The sequence below is a fragment of the Flavobacterium cupreum genome (assembly GCF_003996965.1).
Taxonomy (GTDB): domain Bacteria; phylum Bacteroidota; class Bacteroidia; order Flavobacteriales; family Flavobacteriaceae; genus Flavobacterium; species Flavobacterium cupreum.
Genome location: NZ_QWDM01000019.1, coordinates 83,439 through 109,662 on the forward strand (window position 1 = coordinate 83,439; position 26,224 = coordinate 109,662).

A 26,224-nucleotide genomic window follows, 5' to 3' on the forward strand; every position below is an offset into this window, starting at 1 on the left:
AAGTAAACTTTTTATGGCATTTGATTCATAATAAATTTATAATAAAAGTATTGATATAAAAAATTACTAATTTTGTAACGTTATGATTGAACAACTTCATCCCCGTATTTTCGAAAACAAGGATTGGGCAACATTTTTATTTGTGTTGGCCTTTGGTCTTGTGGCTATTACTAAATCAGCATACGAAACCAGATTTAGCGAATTCAGCAAGCTTATTTTTTCAGATAAGTATGCTAAAATCTATCGTGATACAAGTAATCTCAAAGGCAGTTTCATTGTCGGTTTGTTCTTTGTACAAATTATTTCCTTTGCTTTTTTCATTCAGCTAACGATGCATATTTTCGGATATGCCTCAAAAACGGACTGGATTTTATTCATTCAGATTGCCACATTTTTACTTTATTTCATTCTTGCAAAATATTTAATCGAAAAAATCGTTGCCACTTCATTCAATATTGAAGAATTTATAGACCTTCTTAACTTACAAAAAGCAACATACCGAACCTATATTGGTGTTTTTATCCTTCCTTTTAATGCCATTTTATTTTATTACGACAATATTCCGAAAAGTGTCCCGCTAGCAATCATCGGTGTTTCACTATGTATAAGTCTATTCTCATACTTTATTTCAATTAAAACATATCAAAATATAATAATCAGCAAGTTATTTTATTTTATTTTATATCTTTGCGCTCTTGAAATAGCCCCTTATTATTTCATGTATTATTGGATTACAAAAGAGGTGGCTTAGTAAAAGTTTATAATATGAAAGTGAAAACAATTTTGGTGTCACAGCCTGAACCTAAAGTGGAAAATTCTCCTTACTTTGAGCTCCAACAAAAACACAAAATAAAAATTGATTTCAGACCATTTATTCATGTGGAGGGGGTTAACGCAAAAGAGATTAGATTACAGAAAATTGATCTAAATCATTACACTGCGATTATTTTGACAAGCAGAAATGCCGTAGACCATTTTTTCAGAGTAGCGGATGAAATGCGCTATAAAGTTCCTGAAGGACTGAAATATTTTTGTCAATCTGAAGCCGTAGCATTTTACCTGCAGAAATATGTAGTGTACAGAAAGCGTAAAATTTATGTAGGTGCAAAAGATTTTGCAGATTTATCTCCATTAATTAAAAAATACAAGGACGAAAAGTTCTTACTTCCGGCTTCTGATCAGTTAAATGCAGATGCGCCTATTACTTTAAACAATCTTAAAGTGGACTGGACTCAGGCTATTTTTTACAAAACTGTAATGAGTGACTTATCTGATCTGGCAGATGTTTATTATGATGTTTTGGCCTTTTTTAGTCCAACCGGAATAAAATCTTTGTTCAAAAATTTCCCGGATTTCAAACAAAACGACACCCGAATTGCTGTTTTCGGAAGCACAACTCAAAAAGAAGCTTTAGATTACGGATTAAGAATTGACATTCTTGCTCCGACTCCTGAAACTCCTTCCATGACAATGGCTTTGGAAAAATACATCAGTGAAGCCAATAAAGGAAAATAAGCCTTTTAGAAAATAACAATATTTTAAATTCCAAATTCCAGCTTTAACTGTTGGGATTTGGAATTTTTATTTTAAAATCATTTAGAGTACTTTTGATTTCTATTCTAAACCAAATTACCAGAATTAGTTTCAAATATCAACTCTTATGAAAATCAACTCTCTCCTAATTGAAATTGACGGTATCGATAAAGAAATTCTTCGTTATCTAATGGATGATGCCCGAAAACCCATTTTACAGATTGCCAATAAAATAGGCATTTCCGGAGCTGCGATTCACCAGCGTCTGAAGAAACTGGAACAATCAGGAGTAATTTCAGGCTCAAAATTTACGGTAAACCCAAAAGTACTGGGCTACAACACCATGGCATTTATCGGCGTTTACCTCGACAAAGCTTCCCGAAATTCTGAGGCCGTAAAAGATCTGAAAAAAATCCCGGAGGTTTTAGAATGTCACTATACAACCGGAAACTGGTCTGTCCTGATAAAAATTATCTGTCGCGACAACGAACACCTAATGCAGCTCTTAAATACTAAAATACAAGCTATCGAAGGCGTTTCCAGAACAGAAACTTTCATCTCCCTGGACCAACAGATTGACAGGCAGATTCAGCTTTAAAATTAGAAAATGTGTCAATTAGATAATTAGAAAATGAGATAATTTGATAATTTGATAATTCTAAAAATAACAAACCCGACACGTTTAAAACATATCGGGTTTAAATGATCTAATTGACAAATTATCTAATTATCTAATTAATTCCTCCTGCTTCCCGAATAAATCGAGATATAGTACAGCAACGTGGCAATAGACCCGATGGCCGCTACAACATAAGTCCTTGCTGCCCATTTTAAAGCATCTTTTGCCCCGGCCTGTTCTTCCTGTGTCAGCATGTGTTTATTTTCCAGCCACGCGAGCGCACGATTACTGGCATCGTATTCCACCGGCAAAGTGATGATAGAAAACAAGGTTGTTGCCGCAAAAATAATGATTCCGATTAGCAGCAATTGCGGAAAAGTGCGGATCATCAGAATTCCTGCTAATAAGATCCATTGCATGTAGCTGGACGCTACATTTACAATTGGCACTAATTTAGAACGCACTGTCAGCCATTCGTAACCTATAGAATGCTGTACCGCGTGACCGCATTCGTGTGCGGCAACTGCAGCCGCAGCCGCATTGCGATGATTGTAAACGGCTTCACTTAAATTTACTGTTTTATCACCCGGATTATAATGGTCCGTTAGCTGTCCCGGAGTCGAAATAACACGAACATCCGTAATTCCGTTATCAGCCAGCATTTTTTCTGCAATCTCAGCACCACTCATTCCATTTCTTAATTGGAGCTTAGAATATAATTCGAATTTACTTTTTAGTTTTGAACTTACCATCCAGCTGAATAACATAATGGCTCCGGCAAGAATTAAATATCCACTTCCCATATTTTTTATTTTTTGATTGAATTTTAAAGTTACGAAACAAACAGCAATTTCTGAACCAATTTAACATAATGCCAAAATGACATTTCGAATCTGATAAAATTTCAGATTAATCGAAAGTCCTTCAAAAGAAAAGCTTTGTAAACAATACAAAGCTCTCTTTTTTATGATTTCAATTGTTCATTGACCTCTTCAAACTTGCTAATAAGACTATCTATTTTTTCTTTCTGTTTTTGAATTTGTTTCGGGCGCAGGTAAAACCAGTTAAATCCTATCCACAACAACGTGATTCCATACGTTAGCAACGCATACAAAACCGTCATTCTCGAAGCATACTCGTACATATACAGACAAATCCCGGTCATAAGTAAAACAAAATACCAGCTCAAAATTGCAGACTGTATAAATTGCTGCTTTTTTCTAATCAAAATGAGCTGCTGCAAATATTCGTGATTGTCGCGGGTGGCATCGCTGTCTTTATAAATACCCAATAATCTGTTATAAAAACCTACATAAATTACCATGGCTAAAATTCCAAGAATGATTCCGATTTTAGTGGAAATAAATTGCGGCTGATAGTAATACCATACAAAAATCATAAAAGCGCTCGTTGCAGCAAGCAAAATATTAGTTTTCCAAATGGAACGTACACCTGCTTTTTTAAACTGTTTTACTCTTTCCAGCAAATCCTCAATATCAGGCTGACTTATGGCTTGTTTCTTCCATAAATCCTTAAAGTCAATATTATTGTCCATTTTCTTTAAATTTTTGAGTCAGTTTTTCTTTAATTCTATGAATTTTAACCCTGACATTCGCTTCTGAAAGGCCGACAATTTTGGCAATTTCCGTCTGTTTTACCTCTTCCAGCTCCAGCGAAATAATAATACGATCCATTTCCGGAAGCCCGGCAATACATTGATACAGAAACTGAATTTGCGGCTCTACTGAATAGTGTTGTTCTTCTGTAATATGGGATGGGAGTTCGGCTTTTGGAAAACGTTTTTCTTTTTCAATCTGTCTCAGACAATTGTTGGAAGCAATTCTGAATATCCAGGTTCCAATACCCGATTCGTTCCTGAATGTATGCAGCTTTTGCCATACAATAATGAAAGTTTCCTGAGCCAGGTCCTGTGCAAGATCACGATCATTGACAAAACCCATACAAAGTCTGAATATCCGCTCCCAATAGGTTTTGTAGATATTTTCAAACTCCATTATTTCACTTTTATAAAGTTGTTCAGGTGTTTAAAATAAAAGTCCTTATCGTCATACATAATAAAATGTAATCCTTTGGTCGCGTATTGAAGATTGGCCAGTTTTAATTTTTCATATTGCTTTTCGATGGCAGGTTTAAGATTCACAAAATAAGATTCCAGCAAAACTAATGTCGGACATTTTACGGCTGCAATCTTATCCCTTAAATCGGTATTGGAAAAATCACAGTACATTTCGCCAAACGTTTTTCGGTCTGATTTGGTACTCCAGCCTAATAATAATTCATGTTTCGTAGTATCTGCGGTCAGCTTGGGAAGGTATTTTTTTTGATTGTCATAAAATTCCTGATCGGTCAGACTCATCATTGCAGCAACCATTGGCGCACAATCATTATTTTCTTTCGTCTTAAAAGAAGGATCCATCAGCGCAGCCAGGCACGGAACCGCATCTACCACGACAATTCGATCGGCCAAATCCGGATAATCAGCAGCAATTGCCATGGCCAGGCCGCCGCCCATGCTATGTCCGATTATAATTGGTTTTACGATTTTATGATCCGTAATATAAGTGACAATTGACTCTTCCCAATTTTTAAAAGAAGCATTAGCTTGCGGAGGTACTCCGGCAAAACCAGCCATTGTCAACGTATAACAGGTAAAACTTTTTTCGAAATTGGCTTTTGTATCATTCCAGACTTCTCCTGAAGATGCAAAACCGGGAATGAACAAAATGGATTGTTTTCCTTTTCCAGATCTAACAACCTCAAACGGATATGATTTTGTTTGTGCAAAAACATTGAAACACAGGGCTGAAAACAATAATGCGACAACTAAGAAGATATGCTTTTTCATTTTTTGATAATTTTAAATAGTTATTGAATCAAATTCGCCTTTTGGATACCGGAAGAAGCAAAATGTTACAAACTTCAACTCTTTTTTTTCAATTAAGTGCGTAAATATATAGTGCGCCTTTCAAATTCGATGAATACCCGCATACAATTAAACATAGATTTAACAAATAGCCGATAAGTTCTGAATTCGAAGTGTGAAAATTTTAGACAAAAAAAATCCCAAACCCCAACAAAAGTTGGAATTTGGAATTTTTAAATATTGGATTTTATTTGGTTAACCAACCAAATTGATAATCTTTCCGGGAACAATAATCACTTTATTTGGTGTTTTTCCATCTAACTGACGTAACGTTCTTTCGTCTTTCATAATAATTTCTTCGATTTGTGCCGCGGTTAAATCCAAAGGCAATTCGATCGTGAAACGCATTTTTCCGTTAAAAGAAACCGGATATTCCTTGCTGCTCTCTACCAGATGTTTTGCTTCGAAAACAGGGAAAGCAACAGTAGAAATACTGGTGTTATGCCCTAGCAAACTCCACAATTCCTCAGCAATATGCGGCGCATAAGAAGAAATCACGATAGCCAAAGGTTCTAAAATGGCACGCGAATGACAGTTTTGAGCCGACAATTCATTCACACAAATCATAAACTGGCTTACAGAAGTATTAAATGAGAAATTCTCAATATCTTCGGCTACTTTTTTGATGGTTTTGTGTAATGATTTTAGGTTGTCTTTTGTAGGCTCATCGTTATTTACGATTAAACCGTTATTCTCATCCACGTACAAACGCCATAATTTTTTAAGGAACCCGAAAACTCCCGAAATTCCGGCAGTATTCCAGGGCTTAGCCTGTTCTAATGGCCCTAAAAACATTTCGTACAAACGCAGGGTATCGGCTCCGTATTCATTACAAATATCATCCGGGGTTACCACATTGTATTTTGATTTCGACATTTTTTCAACCTCACGGCCTACAATGTATTTTCCGTTTTCGTCAGTGATAAATTCTGCTTCAGCGTAATCTTCTCTCCAGGCTTTGAATTTTTCAATATCCAGTTCATCAGAAGAATTGACCATTGAAACATCAGCATGGATTGGCTGCACTTTATGATCCCCAAGTTTATTTTTAGAAATAAAACTGTTTGTTCCTTCAATTCTGTACACAAAAGCACTCGTTCCCAAAATCATTCCCTGATTGATCAGTTTTTTGAAGGGTTCTTCGGTTGGGGCAAAACCTTTGTCTTTTAAGAATTTATTCCAGAAACGAGAATACAATAAGTGTCCGGTAGCGTGTTCGCTTCCCCCAATATATAAATCGACACTTTCCCAATAGGCCAGCGCTTCTTTACTTGCAAATTCATTTTCATTGTGCGCATCCATATAACGCATCCAGTACCAGGAACTTCCAGCCCAACCCGGCATAGTGTTCAATTCAAGAGGAAAAATCGTTACATGATCAACAAGATCAGTATTGACCACTTTATTTTGTTTCGTATCCCACGCCCAGACAGCTGCATTTCCTAAAGGAGGCAGACCGTCTTCGGTTGGCAAATATTTCTCTACTTCCGGTAAAATAATCGGCAAATGTTGCGTGTCAATCATTTTTGGAAGTCCGTTTACATAATAAACCGGGAAAGGCTCTCCCCAGTAACGCTGACGTGAAAATACGGCATCACGCAAACGGTAATTGGTTTTTCCGGCTCCCTGCCCTATTTTTTCTAATTCCTGAATAACAGCTTTAGTAGCCGTTTTATAGTTTAGTCCGTTTAAGAAATCCGAATTGGCTATTTCTACATTATCTTTAGAACCATAAGCGGCTTCAGAAATATCAACATTGGCGAAGATATTTTTGATTTCCGGCATTCCGTTTTGTCCTTTAAAGAAATTAGCAAAAGCATAATCTCTTTCGTCTCCGCAAGGAACCGCCATTACAGCACCTGTCCCGTAACCCGCCAAAACGTAATCCCCAATCCAGACCGGAATTGGTTGTTTTGTAAAAGGATGTTCTGCATACGCTCCGGTAAATACGCCTGAAATTGTTTTGACATCAGCCATACGTTCCCTTTCTGAACGTTTTGCTGTTTTTTCGATATACGCTTCAACCGCAGCTTTTTGTTCCGGAGTTGTAATTTTAGCGACCAAATCATGTTCCGGAGCCAAAGTCATAAAAGTTACCCCGAAAATGGTATCAGGACGGGTGGTGAAAACTTCAATAAAATCTGTTTCAGGTTTCACGTTTGAAGCTGCATCACTTGGCGCAGCGCTGTGAGACTCGAAACCTGAAACCTGAAACTTTACAAGTGCTCCAACCGATTTTCCAATCCAGTTTCTTTGGGATTCTTTTATAGATTCACTCCAGTCAATATCATTAAGGCCTTGCAGCAAACGTTCTGCATAAGCAGAAATACGCATGCTCCATTGCGTCATTTTTTTACGAATTACAGGATAACCGCCACGTTCCGAAACGCCGTTTACGATTTCGTCATTGGCCAAAACAGTTCCTAAACCGGGACACCAGTTTACTTCTGTTTCTGCCAGGTACGTCATTCTGTATTGCAATAAGATTTTTTCCTTTTGGTCATCTGAATACGCATTCCACTCGTCTGCCGTAAAAATAGCGACATTATCATCACAGACTGCTTCAATCAGAATATTTCCTTCCTCCGAAAAAACCTGAACTAAACTTTCAATATTAAAGGCTTTCCCTTGTTTTTTGCAGTACCAGGAATTAAATAACTGGATAAAAATCCATTGTGTATGTTTGTAATAATCGGGATTTGAAGTACGTACTTCACGACTCCAGTCAAATGAAAATCCGATTTTATCCAATTGTTTTCGGTATCCGGCTATTTGTTTTCCTTCTTTATCTGTTCCTCCGTCAATATTTACACGCGTAGTATCTTCGGGACGCTGTCCGGTCTGAATCGCATACTGTTCTGCCGGCAATCCGAAACTGTCGTAGCCCATTGGATGCAAAACATTGAAACCCTGATGTCTTTTGAAACGTGAATACACATCTGAAGCAATATAGCCCAGTGGATGCCCTACGTGTAATCCCGCACCGGAAGGATACGGAAACATGTCCAGTACGTAGTGTTTTGGTTTTTCAGAATTGTTTTCGGCTGCAAAAGTCTGATGATCTGCCCAATATTTTTGCCATTTGGCTTCTATTTCGTTCGGATTGTATTTCATTTTTTAAAGGTACAAAGTTGCAAAGTGACAAAGGTACTAAGGTTTATCACTTTAGTGAATTCAGCGCAAATTTACATTTATTACAGATTGTACCAAAGCTATTTCGTTGGCAAACAAATAAAATAATGAAATACCTTTTCAAATTAACTAAAAACAACCGTATTGACCTGAAAGTATTGAAATTTATAAAGGGAAATAAGTGTTTAGTAGTTAACCGCAAGGCACGCTAAGGTTTTTAAGTAATATGCTTACAAAACGCAAAGTCCGCAAGGCTTTATCTAAATTAAACTTTGCGAACCCTGCGAAAACCTTAGCGGGCTTTGCGGTTAAATTCATTAATCTGTGGCTGTTCTCTTTTAACTTTGCGAACCCTGCGAAAACCTTGCGAACTTTGCGGTTAAATTCATTAATTTGTGGCTATTCTCTTTTAACTTTGCGAACCTTGTGAAAACCTTAGCAAACTTTACAGTTAAATTACCTTTACTATTTAATATCAAATTGTACATTTATAGTATAAAAGTTCGTTATTAACTTTAAATAAAGAAATTCTTTATTATTTTTACCACATAATTTAAGCAAACTATGAGTTCTAACTTTGATAAATTTCAAAAGCGCAGGTTAATTTCCTCTTATTTTTCGGTTGTATTAAGTGTTTTTCTGGTATTGTTCCTTTTGGGAGTACTGGGATTATTCATTATAAATTCCAAAAAACTGGCTGATGATTTTAAAGAAAAAATCGCCATGACGGTTTTCTTTAAAAATGAAGCCAATGACAGCGTTATAAAAGCTTTCAACACCGAATTAAAAAGAGCTCCTTTCGCAAGATCGTTTGTTTACGTTACCAAAGAAAAAGCAGCCAAAGAACATACCGATATTATTGGAGAAGACTTCCTGACCTTCCTTGGAGAAAACCCTTTGCTGAATTCGTATGACATTCACTTAAAGGCCGATTATGTGGAGAGAGACAGTATTTTACAAATTGAAAGCAATTTGCGTAAAAACACTATGATTTCTGATATTGTGTACGACAAACAATTGGTGAATCTGGTGAATGACAATATCAAAAAGGTCAGTATGTGGATTCTTATTATCAGTGGTTTTCTAACAGTAATAGCTGTTTTACTGATCAATAGTTCACTTCGTTTATCGATACATTCCAATCGTTTTATCATCAAAACCATGCAGATGGTTGGTGCCACAAAATCGTTTATCCGTAAGCCATTCGTAACGCGTAGTGTAAAACTGGGACTTTTAGGCGCAGGACTTGCCATAATAGCCCTGATTGCACTTTTACTTTACGTAGAAACTAATTTCCCTGGATTAGGGATTTTAGAAGACAAACTCTTAATCGCATTGGTTTTACTAGCCGTTTTAGGTTTAGGAATTCTGATTACCTGGTTAAGTACACACTTTGCAACACAACGTTTCCTGAATTTAAGAACAGACGATCTTTATTAATTTTAGATTTTAGATCGCAGATTTTAGATTTTCGTAATAGTAAACATAACCCCGACTTCTTTCAGGGTACAAAAAAATAACAATGAAAAACAATACAGAAGAACAACAGCCCAAACAACAATTCCTTTTTGACGGCATCAACTATAAAATCCTTTTAATAGGAATTGCGGTTATTGCTTTGGGTTTTATTTTAATGTCGGGTGGCGGAAGTGATAATCCGAATGTTTTCAACGAAGATGTTTTTAGCTTCAGACGCATCCGATTGGCTCCTACTACCGTTTTAATTGGTTTCGGAATCACGATTTATTCTATATTCAAAAAATCCAAATAGACTACTTAGATTGTTAGAATTTTAGATTGGTTAGATTCCTTGTGAAAAAATCTGACAAATCTAAATTCTCAAAGTCTAAAAATCCAATAATCTAAATAAATGAATACATTACAAGCTATTATCCTTGCCATTATTGAAGGAATTACAGAATTTTTACCTGTTTCTTCAACTGGTCACATGATTATTGCCTCTTCTTTTTTTGGAATTGCCCACGACGATTTTACTAAACTTTTCACAATTGTGATCCAGCTTGGTGCCATACTTTCTGTGGTTGTTTTATATTTCAGACGTTTTTTCCAGACACTTGATTTTTACTTTAAACTTTTAGTCGCTTTTATTCCGGCGGTAGTTTTAGGATTATTGCTAAGTGATTTTATAGACGGCTTATTAGAAAATCCTGTGACAGTAGCTGTTTCCCTTTTGATTGGCGGTTTAATTTTACTGAAAGTGGATGAATGGTTCAGCACAACTGACACGGCCGAAACTTCTCAGGAGATTAGTTATTTGCAGGCTTTTAAAATTGGATTATTTCAATGTATCGCCATGATTCCGGGAGTTTCAAGAAGTGGTGCCAGTATAGTTGGCGGTATGTCGCAAAAGCTTTCCAGAACCACCGCAGCTGAATTCTCCTTCTTTCTGGCCGTTCCGACCATGTTGGGTGCAACGGTAAAAAAATGTTATGATTATTATAAAGACGGATTCGTATTGTCGCACGACCAAATCAACTTTTTGATTATTGGAAATGTTGTTGCTTTTATTGTAGCCCTTTTGGCTATAAAAACTTTCATTGGATTTCTGACCAAAAACGGATTCAGGGTGTTTGGTTATTACCGAATACTGGCAGGAATCATTTTGTTAGTGATTCACTTTTTCATTCACCCGCTTACCATCTTATAATGACGCCTGAAGAATATTTAAACGGACAAGTTTTACTGATAGACAAACCACTAAAATGGAGTTCGTTTCAAGCAGTCAACAAACTAAAGTATCTTTTAATTAATAAAGTCGGACTTCCCAAGAAGTTCAAAATTGGGCACGCCGGAACTTTAGATCCTTTGGCAACCGGTTTATTATTGATCTGTACCGGAAAATTCACCAAAAGAATTTCGGAATTGCAGGGTCAGGCAAAAGAATATACAGGCACTTTTTATATCGGTGCTACTACTCCATCTTATGATTTAGAGACTGAGATCGACGAGACATTCCCAACGGAACATATCGATGAGGCTTTAATACATGAAACCGTAAAACAGTTTTTAGGGGAAATCGATCAGATACCACCCATTTTTTCGGCCATTAAAAAAGACGGTGTGCGATTGTATGAACATGCCCGTGCCGGAGAAACTGTTGAAATCGCCAGCAGAAAAACCACCATTCACGAGTTTGAAATTACGAGGATTGCATTACCTGAAATTGATTTCAGAGTCGTTTGCAGTAAAGGGACTTACATCCGCTCTTTGGCTTTTGATTTTGGAAAAGCCATGAATTCAGGCTCACACTTAACGGTTTTGCGCCGGACTAAAATTGGAGATTACGATGTGAAAAACGCCATTGATATTACTTTGTTTGAGCAAAGTCTCCAATAAAAAACAATCCGCATTCACTTTATTATTTTTTCTAAAGCGTCGGCAGTACGTTTTGTTGTTTCTGTGATTTAGTTTTTAAGAGCAATTTTTAAGGCAATCTTCATTGAAATTGACCCTAAATAAGCACATTACACAATGGGGTATTGTAATGTGCCAACTCCTAAGTAATGTTACTTCATACTTGTTTTCTGTCATTAATAGTGAGGAACGCTTTTTCCTCCAAACAAGAATGATGAAAAATAGTCATAAAACCTTTCGAATAACTTTTTCATAATAGTGCAGTTTTTAATAGTTAAACATTAAATAAACACCAATACTAGAGTAAATCAAAAAGTAGATAATAGAAGTGGGATTCTTTTACTAAGATACACAATCTTACAGAATAAAAAAATATTTTACTACATTTTTTAAAATTAAAACACTTGCCTTCAGCGAATTACCCTATTTTGAAAGGATTTTAAATATTTTATTCTCTAAAATTACAGTCGGTTATATTTAATATTCTCCATGATCTCAAGCAATTCTTCCTGAACGGAAACTCCTTTATCGGCGAGATACCACAATTGCAAATCGGTTTTGATTTTATCATCAATTACTCTAAACTCCTTTTTATAATCGGCCATTAACTGAGTGGCACCTTTTGGCCTTGGTCCCCAATCGGCACGGACAATTCCGGCTTCTTTGCAAATAACGATCACTTTAGGAATAGCCCTTCCGCCGTTGGTTAAGTACTGGCTCATTAATTCATCGTTTGCATCCCGCAAAACAATTCGCAGGTCCACTTTTTTATCAGAAGCCAGGGCCATTTTATTTAGAATCGGAAGTATTTGTGCCGCATCGCCGCACCAGCCTTCGGAAATTACAAGCCAGATAAAATGATTATCCAGTTTTTGCAGCTTATCGATGGTATCTTCCGTAATTTTTATGGTTTTCTCGAGACGATTCATTCGGGCTTCGTTCAGGCTGGTGTAATGCGTGAGGCTTTCGGACTGCACATCACCTGTAGATTTTCCTTCGGACAATAAATCGGTCACTAATTTTCGATACTCAGCATAAGAGTAACTGTTGAATAATGCTTTGGCTACAATACTTTTCATATTTGATTGATTTAGGATCCCATAAAAATACAAATTTTAGAAAGACGCGGAAGTGACTTTTGTCATATTAAGGAGAAATGAGTTTAAAAAAGAATGCTGAATTAAATCATACGGATCAAAATTATTTTTCTAAACATTATTTTTAAAAATCAGAATATGTCTATATTTGCACAAATTAACGCAACACAACAAATGAAATATAAAAGAATTCTTCTAAAACTAAGTGGCGAGGCCTTAATGGGTGATTTACAATACGGAATTGACCCAAAAAGATTAGCCGAATATGCCGAGGAAATTAAGCAAATTCACAGCAAAGGAGTCGAAATTGCTATTGTTATCGGAGGAGGAAATATTTTTAGGGGCGTTGCAGGTGCAAGTGCCGGTATGGATAGAGTACAAGGCGATTATATGGGAATGCTGGCCACCGTAATTAACGGAATGGCATTGCAGGGTGCGCTGGAAGACAAAGGAATGAAAACACGTTTACAGACAGCTTTGAAGATGGAATCTATTGCTGAGCCTTACATCAAAAGAAGAGCAGACCGTCACCTTGAAAAAGGAAGAATCGTAATTTTTGGTGCCGGAACAGGAAACCCTTATTTTACGACCGATACAGCAGCTGTTTTAAGAGGAATCGAAATCAATGCCGACGTAATCCTGAAAGGAACCCGCGTTGATGGTGTTTACGATTCTGATCCGGAGAAAAATGCTTCGGCAGTAAAATTCGACTTCATCTCTTTTGATGATGTACTGAAAAAAGGATTAAATGTAATGGACACCACCGCTTTCACCTTAAGCCAGGAAAATAAATTGCCAATCGTTGTTTTTGACATGAACAAAATTGGAAATCTGTTGAAAATCTGTGAAGGTGACAACATCGGAACTGTAGTAAATATTTAGACTACTTAAAATTGTTGGAATTTTAGATTTCAATAATTGCTTAATATTCAAAAAACAAAAAAACATATTAGTTAGTAAATTAGATGCCAAAATTTTTAGAACTCTAAAAATCCAACCATCTGAAAATCTAAAAATCTAAAAAAAATGACTGAAGAAATAGAATTTATATTAGATAGTACTGAAGAATCCATGAATGGTTCGATAGCGCATTTAGAAAAAGAATTTCTTAACATTCGCGCAGGAAAAGCTTCTCCGGCTATGCTTGGAAGCGTTTTTGTAGATTATTACGGATCTGCAACACCACTTTCGCAGGTATCGAAAATCAGTGTTCCTGATGCGAGAACAATTACTTTACAGCCGTTTGAAAAAAACATGCTGCAGACTATTGAAAAAGCCATTATGATTGCCAATATTGGTTTCAACCCGATGAATAACGGAGACGTTATCATTATCAGTGTTCCGCCTTTGACAGAAGAGCGCCGTAGAGATTTGGCCAAACAGGCAAAATCTGAAGCTGAAGATGCAAAGATCGGTGTGCGTAACGTACGTAAAGATGCCAATACGGATATCAAAAAATTAGAAAAAGAAGGCACTTCTGAGGACATTTGCAAATCTGCCGAAGAAGAAGTTCAGAACTTAACGAATACATACATTAGAAAAATTGATGAATTATTAGCGGCAAAAGAAGCTGAAATCATGAAAGTGTAATCTTATTCAACACAAAATAAAAATCCGTTTAGTTAAATTGTACTAGACGGATTTTTTTATTCTTATTTTTGCGTACCAAAAATTAATTGTTTTCATTTTCGAAACTAGAATCCTCTGTATGAAGCTATTTTGTTTTCTGAGTTTGTTTTTCACGCTGACCATTCAGGCGCAATTTCAAATAAGCGGAATTGTAAATGACCCGAACAACAAACCGCTTCCGTTTGCCACCATCAAAACATCAGATAACTTAAGCGCCATCACCGATATTGATGGTAAATTTACCTTTACCGCTCCAGCTGATTTTGCTTATTACACGGTTTCTTACGTTGGTTTTGAAACCAAAACCATAACCGTAATAAAAAACAAAAAATTCTATACGATTTCACTTTCCGAGAAAACAGATGATTTAGAAGAAGTTGTTGTTTCCAGTGAAAATCCGGCTTTAGCCATTTTACGAAAGGTAATCTTAAATAAAAACACCAATAATCCGCAAAAAAAGCTGAACAGTTTTGAGTACAAAACCTACAACAAACTTATTGTTACCGCCAATCCTGATTCTATAGACGGCCGTATTGACTCTTCAGCAGTGTATAAAGATTTAGACAAAAAGAAAATCAATATTGATTCTTCCGATTATAAATTCAAGGAAATCATCAGCAGGCAGCATTTATTTCAGACTGAAAAAGTATCGCAATATCAATTTGGAAACAACAAACTCAAAGAGACTGTTCTGGGCACAAAAATGGCCGGTTTCAAACAGCCTGTTTATGAGATTATTGCCTTCAATTTACAATCTATTTCGATTTACGATAATAAATACGAATTACTGGAAACCAAATATGAAAGTCCGATTTCAAACAATGCCTTTAAAGATTATAATTACAAACTGCTTGATACGGTAAACATAAAAGGCCGCGAGACCTACATGATTTATTTCAAAAACAAGCTAAAAAGAAAAACATCCGGATTAGAAGGTGTTTTATATATCGATCAGGAGAATTTTGCTGTTGCCAAAGCGGTCATGCGCATCAAAGGTGTTTTGGACATTAGCGGTATTCATGAGTTTGAATATGCTCCGAATGAAAAAATATGGTTTCAAAGCAATACCACTTTTAAAATTGTAAAGGGTAAAAACGAGGAGGACATTAAGATTCTGGGCGGAACGATTCAGTTTGATGCCGATGCGGAAGAAAGTTTCGAGCCTAGAAAAAAGGTAGCGTCGGACTTTACGTATTTACTTTCCGAAAGCAACAACTTCGACATACATTACAATACCAATCCTCCGATCAAAAATCCGGCACTTTATATAGAGATTAAAGAAGATGCCAACAAAAAACCGGAAACTTTCTGGGAAGGCTACCGAAAAGAAAACCTGGATTTAAGAGGCCAGAAAACGTATTTGCTACTGGACAGCCTTTCGATCAAAAAAAGAGTGGAAAAGCGCCTTGGAATTGGCCGTAAAATCATTAATGGTTTCTATCCGGTCGGCCCGGTTGATCTTGACCTGAAGAAAATCATCAGTTACAATAATTACGAAGGTTTCCGACTGGGTCTTGGCGGTATTACGAATGATCGTTTCTCTAAAGATTTCCGCATTGAAGCGTATACAGCTTACGGAACGAAAGACGGTGCTTTTAAATACAGTACCGGCGCCGGCGTTTTACTGGACAAAAGTACCAACACCTGGCTTAATGCTTATTATATGGATGATGTACGGGAAATTGCAAGTACCGTTTTTGCCGTTGACAAGCGTGTATTTAAAATTTACGATCCGCGTCCGATCAATATTAGTACTTTTTATCAATATACGGGATGGAGAGCCAATGTGCAATCGAAAATTATTCCGAAGACCGAAGCCGTTTTAGAAGTATCGAGAAACTTAATCGAACCCAAATTTGATTATCTCTTTAACCTCAACGGAAGATTGTATTCTAGTTATATTATGACCACGGCGATGTTATCTGTAGTCTGGGCGCCCTTTAGCGAATTCATGCAAACGCCAACCGGCAGAAACGAATCTGACAAAAGGTTTCCGAGATTTACTTTCCAGTACACACAATCCCTGCCGAATGTGTTGGAAAACGATTTTAACTTTGGTAAAATCGATTTTAAAGCAGAATATGAAAAACAATATCTCAATCGCCAGAAAACAAGTTTACTGCTGCAGGGAGGATATGCTTTTGGAGATGTTCCAATTACACATCTCTACAATACGGCTCCGAATAACCTGACAAAAGAGACCATTGTTCAGCGTATTACCTTTTCGGGACGAAACAGTTTTGAAACTATGTTTTTTAATGAGTTTTTCTCGAATGAATATGTTATGTTTCAGATCAAACATGGTTTTGACCGTATTAAAATCATGAGAAAAGTCCGCCCGTCACTGGTATTAGTCACCAGGATGGCCTGGGGAAATATGGAAAACCCACAGCAACATGTCGGACCGGCGTACAAAACACTGGACAAAGGTTATTTTGAATCCGGAATCGAATTAAACAAAATCTACAAAGGAATTGGTTTAGGCGGATTTTACAGATATGGCCCTAATCAATTAGCGAGATTTGATGATAATATTGCTGTTAAGATTTCTTATGTGCTTGATTTGGGACTTTAGAGTTAAATCCCAAATTCTAATCTCGAAGCCTCGGCATAAATTCCAAATTCCAACTTTAGCTGTGTGGATTTAGAGGATGCGATTTCTCCTTTCGTCGAAATGACACAGCGTAAAAAGAAACGCTAATACACAAAATAAAAATCCCAAATCCCAATTTTACGATTGGAATTTGGGATTTTTAAATTATTGGAATTTTTTCCTCCGTCTATGGCTTCAGAATCAAAACCGATGGCGTATTATTCAGCCATGTGCTTTGCGATTCAATTAGTTTTTTCCAACTGTCCAGACTAATGATCATGAGGTTCTGATTTTCCAGGAACTCTTTTTTGATCGTTCTGTCGTTCATGATCATGATGTGGTTGGGAGCAATTTGTTCTATCGAACGAATCGTTTCCTGAATATCACGTGTGTTTTTGACTTCACCGCTTGCATCGAGAACCGTAATCTGAGATCCGTTATTGTTGATTAGTTTTTTGGCATATTCAATTAAAAAAGAATCTTCTTTACTGAAAATTGGCATAAAAACCTGATTTACTTCTTCTAAGTCCTTATCGATAAAAATTCCGACCGGCATTTTGCTTTTGGCAATAATGTGGCGCGTTCTTTCATCAAAAGGAGAATTTTCGAACAAGCCTTCTTTTCCTGTAAACTTATCGATCAGACGGTCCGGATTTACGATTCGGGTGGTAAAACCAAGGATTTTCCCCAGTAAAGTCCCGTCAAAAATAGATTGTCCCAGTCCCACCAGCAATAAATCGTATTCGCCCTGATTGGCGGTATCGATAATATCAGTATCAATATCATTCGTCACTTTAAAAATACTGACCATATTTTGTTCCAGACGTTCTGATTCCTGAATAACGGGCACTAACATTTTTCGTTCGTGATCTTTTACGTCAAACGAATGTATCTCGGTACTCAGGGACAAATGCATTGCCGTGACAATAGAATTATCGCCTTGTTTTTTAACCAGACTGTTTGCAATCCTCAATAATTTTTTACCTCTTTCGGGAGTGGCAAACGAAAGCAAAATCTTGTATTTACTTTTATTTCCGATTTCCTGCGGAATTGCGGTTATTTTATCCTTAAAAATAAAGCCGATAAAATCTAAAGCAGGACCTGTCATAAACGTAGTTACCAACGCCATAATAACCATCATGGTAAAAATCTCGGTAGATAAAACACCTAAGTCATACCCAATATTCAAAACCACCAGCTCCATTAAACCACGTGTGTTCATTAAAGCGCCAATGGCTAAACTGTCTTTCCAGCTTTGTCCGACAAATTTGGCAGCAAAAGCACTTCCGAGGAACTTCCCGGCTACCGCTACTGCAATAATTACCGCGGTCACTTTCCACAAATAAGGATCGTTTAACAAACCAATTTGCGTACGCAAACCAGTGAAAACAAAGAATAATGGCAATAAGACAATGATCGAAACGTCTTCTACTTTTTCTATAAAAATATTTCTGAATTTATTGTTTTCCGGCATAATAGCTCCTGCTAAGAAAGCGCCGAACAAAGCGTGAATTCCAATTAATTCAGCAGCATAAGCAGAGAATAAAAGTGTCAGGAAGAAAATAGCTACCACAGGTTTATTCAGACTTTCGCGGGTTGAGTTTAGATCCCCCACACGTTTCAGGAACGGACGAACTATTTTCAGCATGATAATTACATACAAAATAGCCAGACCAATAACATATAAAGCACTTGTAAAAGAACCTGCCTTTACAATCGCAATGACAACAGCCAGAATACACCAGGCCGTAATATCATCGGCTGCGGCACAAGTTATGGCAATGGTTCCCAGTTTTGTTTTCTGCATGCCCCGCTCCTGCACGATTCTGGCCAATACCGGAAATGCGGTGATACTCATGGCAATCCCCATGAATAATCCGAAAGAGGCAAATTCAACCCCAACCGGAGCGAACGTATGATAAATAAAATAAGCCAGTGACAATCCTAATGCAAACGGAATCACAATACTGGCGTGACTAATCACCACAGCATCATGTGCTTTATTTTTAAGCACTTTTAAATCCAGCTCCATTCCGATTACGAACATAAAAAGAATCAGACCAATCTGACTCAGGAATTGCAAATTCCCTAATGATTCTTTTGGAAATAAAGCGGCTGAAAATTCAGGGAAATACATTCCGACCAAAGAGGGTCCTAAAACGATACCTGCAATCATTTCTCCAATTACAGAGGGCTGCCCTATTTTTCTGAAAACCCATCCAAACAAACGCGCTACCAAAATAATAGTCACGATCTGCGCCAGCAAAATAGCCAGTGGATGCTGCAGATTTTCTACCATGGAATGCAAAAAATCATTCCAGTGATTGCTTTCGATTTTCTTCTGAACGATTCCGCGTCCTACTTCTAGCGCGGCACCTTTTGAAATTACCCAATATATCAGAGTTGTAAAACCACCAATAACCGTAATGTAAAATAAGGAGTTTTTAATATTATTCATAACTCGTTTTTTTGATTTTAATGGTGCAAATATCAACACTGAACAGGAAGTGAAAAAGGTTTTTTTTACTTAATTTCAAATGTATGTAACAAGTCTGAAAAACTTTGTAATAAGTTAGACAATTGCGCTAAAATCAAGTGTATTTCCCGAATTGAAGACCTGATTATAATGTCACGAAGAGGGCTTCGACTCCGCTCAGCCTGACATTCGACTTCGCTCAGCCTGACCTATTTTAGAAGATTTTATTTTGTTAAAACAACTGTCACCCTAAGCGGAGTTGAAGGCTTGCATATTCAAAAAGGGCTTCGACTTCGCTCAGCCTGACAACTTTGATGTACTCTAAATTTTTACCTTTTTCAAAAACTCAGCACGGTACGTTTCGCTCAAAAGCAGGGTGGTGTTTTTGTCTTTTATCTCTAAGTGATGCAGTACAATTTCGTTGTGGTTAAAAAACTTAATCGCTTTGACAGCAACAATTTCTTTTTTGTTTATACGGCAGAAATCGGCTTCTGGCAATTCGTTTAAGAGGGTGTCGAATTTAACGTTTTTCAAATTCAGAAAACTTCCGTCAGCCAAAAGGACTGTTTTATCGCGACTGTCGCTCACTGCGGTTTTGATGTACTGGATCTGATTAAAATACAACAAAGTTTTTCCTTTGTCTGTATTCAGCTGAATGAACTTTCTGGCTGCATCGGGTTTATGAAACCTTTCAAAAGCTTTCGAGATCGCTTTTTGCAGGCGTTCCAGTTTTACCGGTTTTGTAATATAATCGACTGCATCAATATTAAAAGCATCTGCCGCATATTCCTTATAGGCCGTACAGAAAATAACCAGTTTATTATCGAGCATTTCCGCCAGATGAAGTCCGTCAATTCCGGGCATTTCGATATCTGATATTAGCAAATCAAAATCGAGATTTGGAATATCGGCAAGAAGTTTTTCCGGATTATTAAACGTTTTTACGATCTCTACTTCGGGAATTTGTTCGCAAAGCATTTTGAGGTACGTTAATCCCGGCAGCTCATCGTCCAGAAGCAAGCATTTCAGTTTTGTATTCAAGTAAGTCTATTTTTAGATGGGCTATGTAAATATCGTTCTCTACAAACCTTTCGAGTTTGAAGTTATTTTTATAAATAATCCGCAAACGGTGTTCTAAAGTGGCGTGGCCAAAACCGCTGCGTTCTTTTTTTAATACTTTTTTATCGGAAATTTTATTCGAAACGGTCATAAAAAAAGCATTGTCCCTAAATTCAAAAACAACAGAGATAAATGCATCTGCGCTTTGCAAATCGGCATGCTTAAAGGCATTTTCGATTAGATCAATAGAAATCAGCGGCGCGAGCAACGGCTGTTCATACAATTTATCTTCCTTATTGATATTGGTTTTGATCTTCAGTTCAAAAAGCGGACTGATTTTAATTTTATTGATTTCGATTAAATTCAGCGCAAAATCAATTTCTTCTTTTGCCGTGACAAACTTCTTTTTGCTTTCGTACAAAATATAGTCCAGCACATTCGCCAGTTTATCCAGTGCAAAATACGTTTGATACGCATGGGACTGAATCGAATTCAGGATATTTTTAAACAAATGCGGATTCAGTTTTGACTCCAGCGTTTCCAGCTGCAAATCGTTCACTTTCATTTCGAGTGCATAAAAACTCTTTTCGGCATCGTCTTTTGCTTTTTTGAATTGCAGCAGTTGATACATCAAAAAGCAGATAATGACAATCAGCAATAAAAGAATTGCGAGAAATATAAAAGTGATGGTGTTGTTTTCCTGCATTGTTATTTAAAGTTAAAAAGTTTTTTTCGCCACGACCCGAGTGATAGCGAACAGGCGAAGCAATTGCACGAATTACACAAATTTAAAATCCTGCTATCTGCCTAAATCTGCAAAATCTGCGGGAACTCTTTTTACCACTCCCGATAGCTATCGGGATAAGAGATTGTATTTTTTTTTGCCACAAATTACACAAATTTAAAATCCCACTGTGTGCGTAAATCCGCTTAATCTGCAAAATCTGCGTGCTGTTTTTTTTTGCCACAGATTAAAAAGATTTTAATGATTTTTTTTAATCTTAATCTGTGAAAATCTATTAATCTGTGGCATATCTTTTTTAATGACTGGACACAAATTTCAATCCGATAATCGAAGCGATTAAAGTTGAAAGAAAAAAGATTCTCCAGAAAGTTGTCGGTTCTTTAAAAACCAGAACACCAACCAAAACAGTTCCAACAGCACCAATTCCGGTCCAGACGGCATACGCTGTACCAATAGGTAAGACCTGAGTCGCTTTGTACAGCAAAATCATGCTGATCGAAAGACAGATAAAAAAGCCTGCCATCCAATACGTCGAGATCATTCCGGTGGTTTCTTTGGCTTTTCCTAAGCAGGATGCAAATCCAACTTCGAAAAGTCCGGCAATAATCAATAAAATCCAGTTCATTTTCGTTTCCGTTTTTAAATTTGATTACAAATATGAGAAAAGCGCTTGGAGAAACCATCAAAAGAAACCAATATTATCACAAAAGTGATATCGTGATTTGTGTTAACAAAAAGTAAAAACGGCGCCGATTAATTATGATTTAGAGCACTTTTCACTACATTTGCAACCATTTTTAAAGATTTTATGAAAAACACAGTTCAAGTTGGATTTTGGGAAAAAACAGCCCGAATCATACTTAAAAACAGAATAACAATTCTGATTGTCCTTACTGCCTTAACCATATTCCTTGCTTTCCAATGGAAAAACCTTGCTATGACTTATACCGAAGCCAATTTGCTTCCTAAAGATCATATTGCAAATAAAGACTATCAAAAGTTTTTAGATAAGTTTGGTGAAGAAGGGAATCTTGTTGTAATTGGTTTTAAGGATCCGAACTTTTTTACACCCAAAAATTACGCTGCATGGAATGAGCTGATGACGGGTTTAAAAAATTCAAAAGAAGTTGATCTGGTCGTTTCATTAAATGATTTAAAAAAATTAGAAAAAGATACGGTTAATGAAAAATTCGTTTTATCGCCTTTTATCAATCAGAGTAAAACGCACGATTCGGCTTATCTAAAAAGTGTTCAGTACGATTTGTTTTACAATTTGCCTTTTTACGAAGGATTGTTGTTTAACAAAGAAAGCGGCAGTGTACGTTCTGCAGTTTACATCAATAAAGCATTAGTAAACACTGCAGGAAGAAAAACTTTTATCCTTGAAAATTTAGTCCCGAAAATTGAAAAATTCGAAAAAACCACGGGAGTTGATCTTCGTGTTTCGGGAATGCCTTACATCAGAACCATCAATGCCGATAACATGAAAGGCGAAATTGGTCTTTTTATCGGAGCGGCTTTGTTTACGGTTTCCTTGATTTTCTTTTTCTTTTTCCGTTCCTTCAGAGCTACATTTATTTCGATTTGTATTTTAATTGTGGGTGTTATCTGGTCGTTCGGGACTTTAGGATTGTTTCATTATAAAATCACGGTTTTAACGGCTATTATTCCGCCATTGATTATCGTCATCGGAATTACGAATTGTATTTTCCTGATCAATAAGTACCAGCAGGAAATCAAACTGCACAGTAATCAGGCAAAAGCGCTGCAGCGTATTATTTCTAAAATTGGCGTTTCGACGCTAATGACGAATTTAACGACTGCTATTGGTTTTGCGACTTTTATGATCACGGGCAATGATTTGCTTTTTGAATTTGGCCTCGTGACTTCTATCAATGTGATTTCGGTTTATTTACTAACGCTTTTGATTGTCCCGATTATATACAGTTTTATGTCAATGCCAAATGAAAAACATTTGTACCATTTGACCAAAACCTACATTTCGACTTTACTGAACTTTGTTGAAAATGTCGTAAAAAACAAACGAAAAGTCATTTATACCATTTACGGATTGCTTTTGGTTTTCAGTGTTATCGGAGTTTCTCAAATGAAAGTCTCGGGTAGTCTGATTGGTGAAATGCCAAAAAGCGCTTCGTTTTTTAAGGATATTTTATTCTACGAAAAAGAATTCAACGGCGTTATGCCACTCGAAATAATGATCGATACCAAGCGCAAAAAAGGGGTAATGAAATTATCGACAATGCGCAAAATGGATGAACTGCAAAACACTATTGCATCAATGCCGGAATTATCAAAACCGGTTTCTGTAGTGAATCTGGTGAAATATTCGAAACAGGCTTTTTATAATGGAAACCCGGAATATTACCAGTTGCCGACTTCGCAGGAACAGACTTTTATTTTATCCTATGCTAAAAATGCAACGAAAAACAGCAAGGACAATTTAATGAAAAGCTATGTAGATTCGACAGGACAATACGCCCGAATCACGACTTTCATGAGAGATATTGGTACGGATGAAATGGCGAAAGTGGAGAAAAAACTGCACGCAAAAATCGATGAAATTTTCCCTTCCGACCGTTATGAAGTTACCGTTACCGGAAAAGCTCTGGTGTTCCAGAAAGGAACTTCGTATCTGGTGGATAACCTAATCGAATCGTTGATTTTTGCCATTTTGGTCATCGCAGCTTTGATGTTGTATTTATTCCGTTCGTTCAAAATGGTTTTTGCTTCGGTTATTACGAATGTTTTACCGCTTTGTATTACTTCGGGATTAATGGGTTATTTCGGGATTCCGTTAAAACCTTCCACTATTTTAGTATTTAGTATCGCATTTGGAATTTCGGTTGATAATGCGATTCAGTTTATGGCGAAATACAAGCATGATTTATTGCAGAACAACGGAAAAGTCAAAAAATCTGTTTTTAGTGCTTTAAGAGAAACCGGAATCAGTACTTTTTATACTTCGGTAGTTTTGATTTTAGGTTTTGCTACTTTCACGCTTTCCAGCTTTAGCGGAACAATCGCTCTTGGAGGATTGATTTCCTGTACTTTGGCGTTTGCGATGTTTGCGAATTTAGTTGTTTTACCATCGCTGGTTCTAACTTTTGAGAAGAAGAAAGCTAAAAAAGAGGATTTGGAGAATTTGGAGGGGTAATGTTTTTTTTGCCACGAATTGCACGAATGAACACGAATTGCTAAAAGCGCTTCTTGTCATTTCGACGAAGGAGAAATCTTCACAAGTAGCACTGCCCGGTATTTCTTAGCTTTGAGTAATTGCGTCGCGGAGATTTTTCCTTCGTCGAAATGACATAACAGAGCTCTATGAAAACCGGAGTCCTAGCCCCGATAGCAGCGGTATCCTTTTTCTGGCTCCTTTAGACAGAAAAAGATACAAGCGGATAGCGGGAAATAGCTTCTAATTTTAATTTTTATCGTTTATATTTGCAGTATTACACAACAAATAATTTAATTTCAACCTTATATATAAAATGAAACACACAAAAGTTAAAGACTTATTAAACAGTACTACTACGCTTCAGGAAGTTAATGCAAAAGGATGGGTGAGAACTTTTAGAAATAATCAGTTCATCGCACTAAACGACGGTTCTACCATTAATAATATACAATGTGTTGTTGATTTTGAAAATACACCGGAAGAAACTTTAAAGAGAATCACAACCGGAGCTGCCGTTTCTGTCATTGGAACTTTGGTAGAAAGCAAAGGCGCTGGTCAGAAATATGAAATTCAGGTTCAAAAACTGGAAATTTTAGGAGATTCGGATGCAGAGAAATTCCCAATGCAGCCTAAAAAACATTCCCTTGAGTTTTTACGTGAGAATGCACATTTACGCGTGCGTACGAATGCTTTTGGAGCTATTATGCGTGTGCGTTCGGTATTGTCATTTGCGGTGCATAAGTATTTCCAGGAAAAAGGTTTCGTATATGTAAATACGCCAATCATTACCGGTTCTGATGCGGAAGGTGCAGGAGAAATGTTTAAAGTGACCGCTTTGCCATTTGACAACACGCCAAGAACAGAAGACGGAAAAGTAAATTATAAAGAAGATTTCTTCGGAAAAGAAACAAACCTGACCGTTTCAGGGCAATTGGAAGGAGAAACTTTCGCTATGGCTTTAGGTCAGATTTATACATTTGGACCAACTTTCAGAGCAGAGAATTCAAACACTTCCCGTCACCTGGCAGAGTTTTGGATGATCGAGCCGGAAGTGGCGTTCAATGACCTGGACGACAATATGGATCTGGCTGAAGATTTTATTCAGTACGTAATCAAATATGCTTTGGACAATTGCGGTGATGATTTGAAATTTTTGGAGGGAAGACTTCTGGAAGAAGAAAAATCAAAACCACAGGCTGACAGAAGCGAAATGCCCTTATTGGAAAAACTGAACTTTGTTTTGGAAAACAACTTCAAACGTGTTTCTTACACCGAAGCTATTGACATTTTGAGAGAGTCTACGCCAAACAAAAAGAAAAAATTCAACTATATTATTAACGAATGGGGCGCAGACTTACAGTCAGAACACGAACGTTTCCTGGTGGAAAAACATTTTAAATGTCCGGTAATTTTATACGATTACCCGGCCAACATCAAAGCGTTTTACATGCGTCTGAACGACAACACGGAACCCGGAAGAGAAACAGTTCGTGCCATGGATATCCTTTTCCCGGGAATTGGGGAAATCGTAGGTGGTTCTGAAAGAGAAGAGCGTTACGATGTTTTAATTGAAAAAATGAAAGCCCTGGAAATTGACGAAGAAGAATTATCCTGGTATTTAGACACCAGAAGATTCGGATCGGCAACCCACGCAGGTTTCGGACTTGGATTTGAGCGTCTGGTATTGTTTGTAACAGGAATGACAAACATCAGAGACGTAATTCCTTTCCCGAGAACTCCGGGGAATGCAGAGTTTTAAAAAAAAGTTATAAAATTTGTTTCAGGTTTCAAGTTTCAGGTTGTTGGACGTTCAGCAAACCTGAAAC

22 protein-coding genes are annotated in these 26,224 nt (G+C 36.9%); 12 read left to right on the forward strand and 10 right to left on the reverse strand.

Annotation, left to right across the window (positions count from 1 at the left end):
• Positions 1-82: 82 nt before the first annotated feature.
• The 3 genes from D0817_RS21945 (at position 83) to D0817_RS21955 (ending at position 2,131) form a co-directional block, all read left to right on the forward strand.
• Positions 83-751, forward strand: coding sequence for a DUF4271 domain-containing protein (locus D0817_RS21945; RefSeq protein ID WP_127340492.1), 669 nt, complete (start codon positions 83-85; stop codon positions 749-751).
• Positions 752-765: 14 nt separating this feature from the next.
• The gene (locus D0817_RS21950) at positions 766-1,515 is read left to right on the forward strand and encodes a uroporphyrinogen-III synthase (protein ID WP_127340493.1); all 750 of its coding nucleotides are present in this window, start codon (positions 766-768) and stop codon (positions 1,513-1,515) included.
• A gap of 145 nt (positions 1,516-1,660) precedes the next feature.
• Complete coding sequence (locus D0817_RS21955) at positions 1,661-2,131, forward strand: Lrp/AsnC family transcriptional regulator (RefSeq protein WP_007811264.1); 471 nt, start codon at positions 1,661-1,663, stop codon at positions 2,129-2,131.
• A gap of 137 nt (positions 2,132-2,268) precedes the next feature.
• Here the strand turns inward: D0817_RS21955 and D0817_RS21960 are convergent, their stop codons facing one another.
• The 5 genes from D0817_RS21960 to leuS form a co-directional block, all read right to left on the reverse strand.
• Positions 2,269-2,955, reverse strand: a complete 687-nt coding sequence (locus D0817_RS21960; RefSeq protein WP_167470966.1) for a zinc metallopeptidase — start codon at positions 2,953-2,955, stop codon at positions 2,269-2,271.
• A 161-nt stretch (positions 2,956-3,116) separates the two neighbouring features.
• Positions 3,117-3,707 (reverse strand): hypothetical protein, encoded by a 591-nt coding sequence (locus D0817_RS21965; RefSeq protein ID WP_127340495.1) that lies wholly within the window; start codon positions 3,705-3,707, stop codon positions 3,117-3,119.
• Positions 3,697-4,167: an RNA polymerase sigma factor gene (locus D0817_RS21970; RefSeq protein ID WP_127340496.1), complete on the reverse strand. Its 471-nt coding sequence runs from the start codon at positions 4,165-4,167 to the stop codon at positions 3,697-3,699. Before D0817_RS21970 ends, D0817_RS21965 begins: the two co-directional genes overlap by 11 nt.
• On the reverse strand, positions 4,167-5,018 hold the full coding sequence (locus tag D0817_RS21975) for an alpha/beta fold hydrolase (RefSeq protein ID WP_127340497.1): 852 nt from the start codon (positions 5,016-5,018) through the stop codon (positions 4,167-4,169). The genes D0817_RS21970 and D0817_RS21975 overlap by 1 nt, the downstream gene beginning before the upstream one ends.
• Positions 5,019-5,291: 273 nt before the next feature.
• On the reverse strand, positions 5,292-8,210 hold the full coding sequence (leuS, locus tag D0817_RS21980; protein ID WP_127340498.1) for a leucine--tRNA ligase: 2,919 nt from the start codon (positions 8,208-8,210) through the stop codon (positions 5,292-5,294).
• A 582-nt stretch (positions 8,211-8,792) separates the two neighbouring features.
• Between leuS and D0817_RS21985 the strand changes: the two genes are divergently transcribed.
• The 4 genes from D0817_RS21985 (at position 8,793) to truB (ending at position 11,585) form a co-directional block, all read left to right on the forward strand.
• Positions 8,793-9,668, forward strand: a complete 876-nt coding sequence (locus D0817_RS21985; protein ID WP_127340499.1) for a cell division protein FtsX — start codon at positions 8,793-8,795, stop codon at positions 9,666-9,668.
• An 82-nt stretch (positions 9,669-9,750) separates the two neighbouring features.
• On the forward strand, positions 9,751-9,999 hold the full coding sequence (locus D0817_RS21990; protein WP_127340500.1) for a DUF3098 domain-containing protein: 249 nt from the start codon (positions 9,751-9,753) through the stop codon (positions 9,997-9,999).
• A gap of 99 nt (positions 10,000-10,098) precedes the next feature.
• The gene (locus D0817_RS21995) at positions 10,099-10,896 is read left to right on the forward strand and encodes an undecaprenyl-diphosphate phosphatase (protein ID WP_127340501.1); all 798 of its coding nucleotides are present in this window, start codon (positions 10,099-10,101) and stop codon (positions 10,894-10,896) included.
• Positions 10,896-11,585 carry a tRNA pseudouridine(55) synthase TruB gene (truB, locus tag D0817_RS22000; RefSeq protein ID WP_127340502.1) on the forward strand — a complete coding sequence of 230 codons (690 nt, stop codon included), beginning with the start codon at positions 10,896-10,898 and terminating at the stop codon, positions 11,583-11,585. Before D0817_RS21995 ends, truB begins: the two co-directional genes overlap by 1 nt.
• 479 nt (positions 11,586-12,064) lie before the next feature.
• On the opposite strand, the gene D0817_RS22005 is transcribed toward truB, so the two are convergent.
• A complete protein-coding gene (locus D0817_RS22005; RefSeq protein WP_127340503.1) occupies positions 12,065-12,682 on the reverse strand; it encodes a thioredoxin family protein in 618 nt (205 codons plus the stop codon).
• Between the two features lie 192 nt (positions 12,683-12,874).
• On the opposite strand from D0817_RS22005, the gene pyrH reads away from it, so the two are divergent.
• The 3 genes from pyrH (at position 12,875) to D0817_RS22020 (ending at position 16,904) form a co-directional block, all read left to right on the forward strand.
• Entirely contained in the window at positions 12,875-13,582 is a 708-nt protein-coding gene (gene pyrH, locus D0817_RS22010; RefSeq protein ID WP_127340530.1) for a UMP kinase, read from the forward strand.
• A gap of 144 nt (positions 13,583-13,726) precedes the next feature.
• Complete coding sequence (gene frr / locus D0817_RS22015) at positions 13,727-14,290, forward strand: ribosome recycling factor (protein WP_127340504.1); 564 nt, start codon at positions 13,727-13,729, stop codon at positions 14,288-14,290.
• Between the two features lie 118 nt (positions 14,291-14,408).
• Positions 14,409-16,904 carry a DUF5686 family protein gene (locus D0817_RS22020; RefSeq protein WP_127340505.1) on the forward strand — a complete coding sequence of 832 codons (2,496 nt, stop codon included), beginning with the start codon at positions 14,409-14,411 and terminating at the stop codon, positions 16,902-16,904.
• Between the two features lie 205 nt (positions 16,905-17,109).
• Here D0817_RS22020 and D0817_RS22025 read toward each other — a convergent pair whose 3' ends face one another.
• The 4 genes from D0817_RS22025 to D0817_RS22040 form a co-directional block, all read right to left on the reverse strand.
• A complete protein-coding gene (locus D0817_RS22025; protein ID WP_127340506.1) occupies positions 17,110-19,380 on the reverse strand; it encodes a cation:proton antiporter in 2,271 nt (756 codons plus the stop codon).
• 339 nt (positions 19,381-19,719) lie between these two features.
• Positions 19,720-20,439 carry a LytR/AlgR family response regulator transcription factor gene (locus D0817_RS22030; protein ID WP_127340507.1) on the reverse strand — a complete coding sequence of 240 codons (720 nt, stop codon included), beginning with the start codon at positions 20,437-20,439 and terminating at the stop codon, positions 19,720-19,722.
• Positions 20,402-21,163, reverse strand: coding sequence for a histidine kinase (locus D0817_RS22035; RefSeq protein WP_127340508.1), 762 nt, complete (start codon positions 21,161-21,163; stop codon positions 20,402-20,404). Before D0817_RS22035 ends, D0817_RS22030 begins: the two co-directional genes overlap by 38 nt.
• A gap of 334 nt (positions 21,164-21,497) precedes the next feature.
• Positions 21,498-21,827: a DMT family transporter gene (locus tag D0817_RS22040; RefSeq protein WP_127340509.1), complete on the reverse strand. Its 330-nt coding sequence runs from the start codon at positions 21,825-21,827 to the stop codon at positions 21,498-21,500.
• Between the two features lie 183 nt (positions 21,828-22,010).
• Between D0817_RS22040 and D0817_RS22045 the strand changes: the two genes are divergently transcribed.
• Complete coding sequence (locus tag D0817_RS22045) at positions 22,011-24,377, forward strand: efflux RND transporter permease subunit (RefSeq protein ID WP_127340510.1); 2,367 nt, start codon at positions 22,011-22,013, stop codon at positions 24,375-24,377.
• Positions 24,378-24,711: 334 nt separating this feature from the next.
• Complete coding sequence (gene asnS, locus D0817_RS22050; protein ID WP_127340511.1) at positions 24,712-26,157, forward strand: asparagine--tRNA ligase; 1,446 nt, start codon at positions 24,712-24,714, stop codon at positions 26,155-26,157.
• Positions 26,158-26,224: the final 67 nt, after the last annotated feature.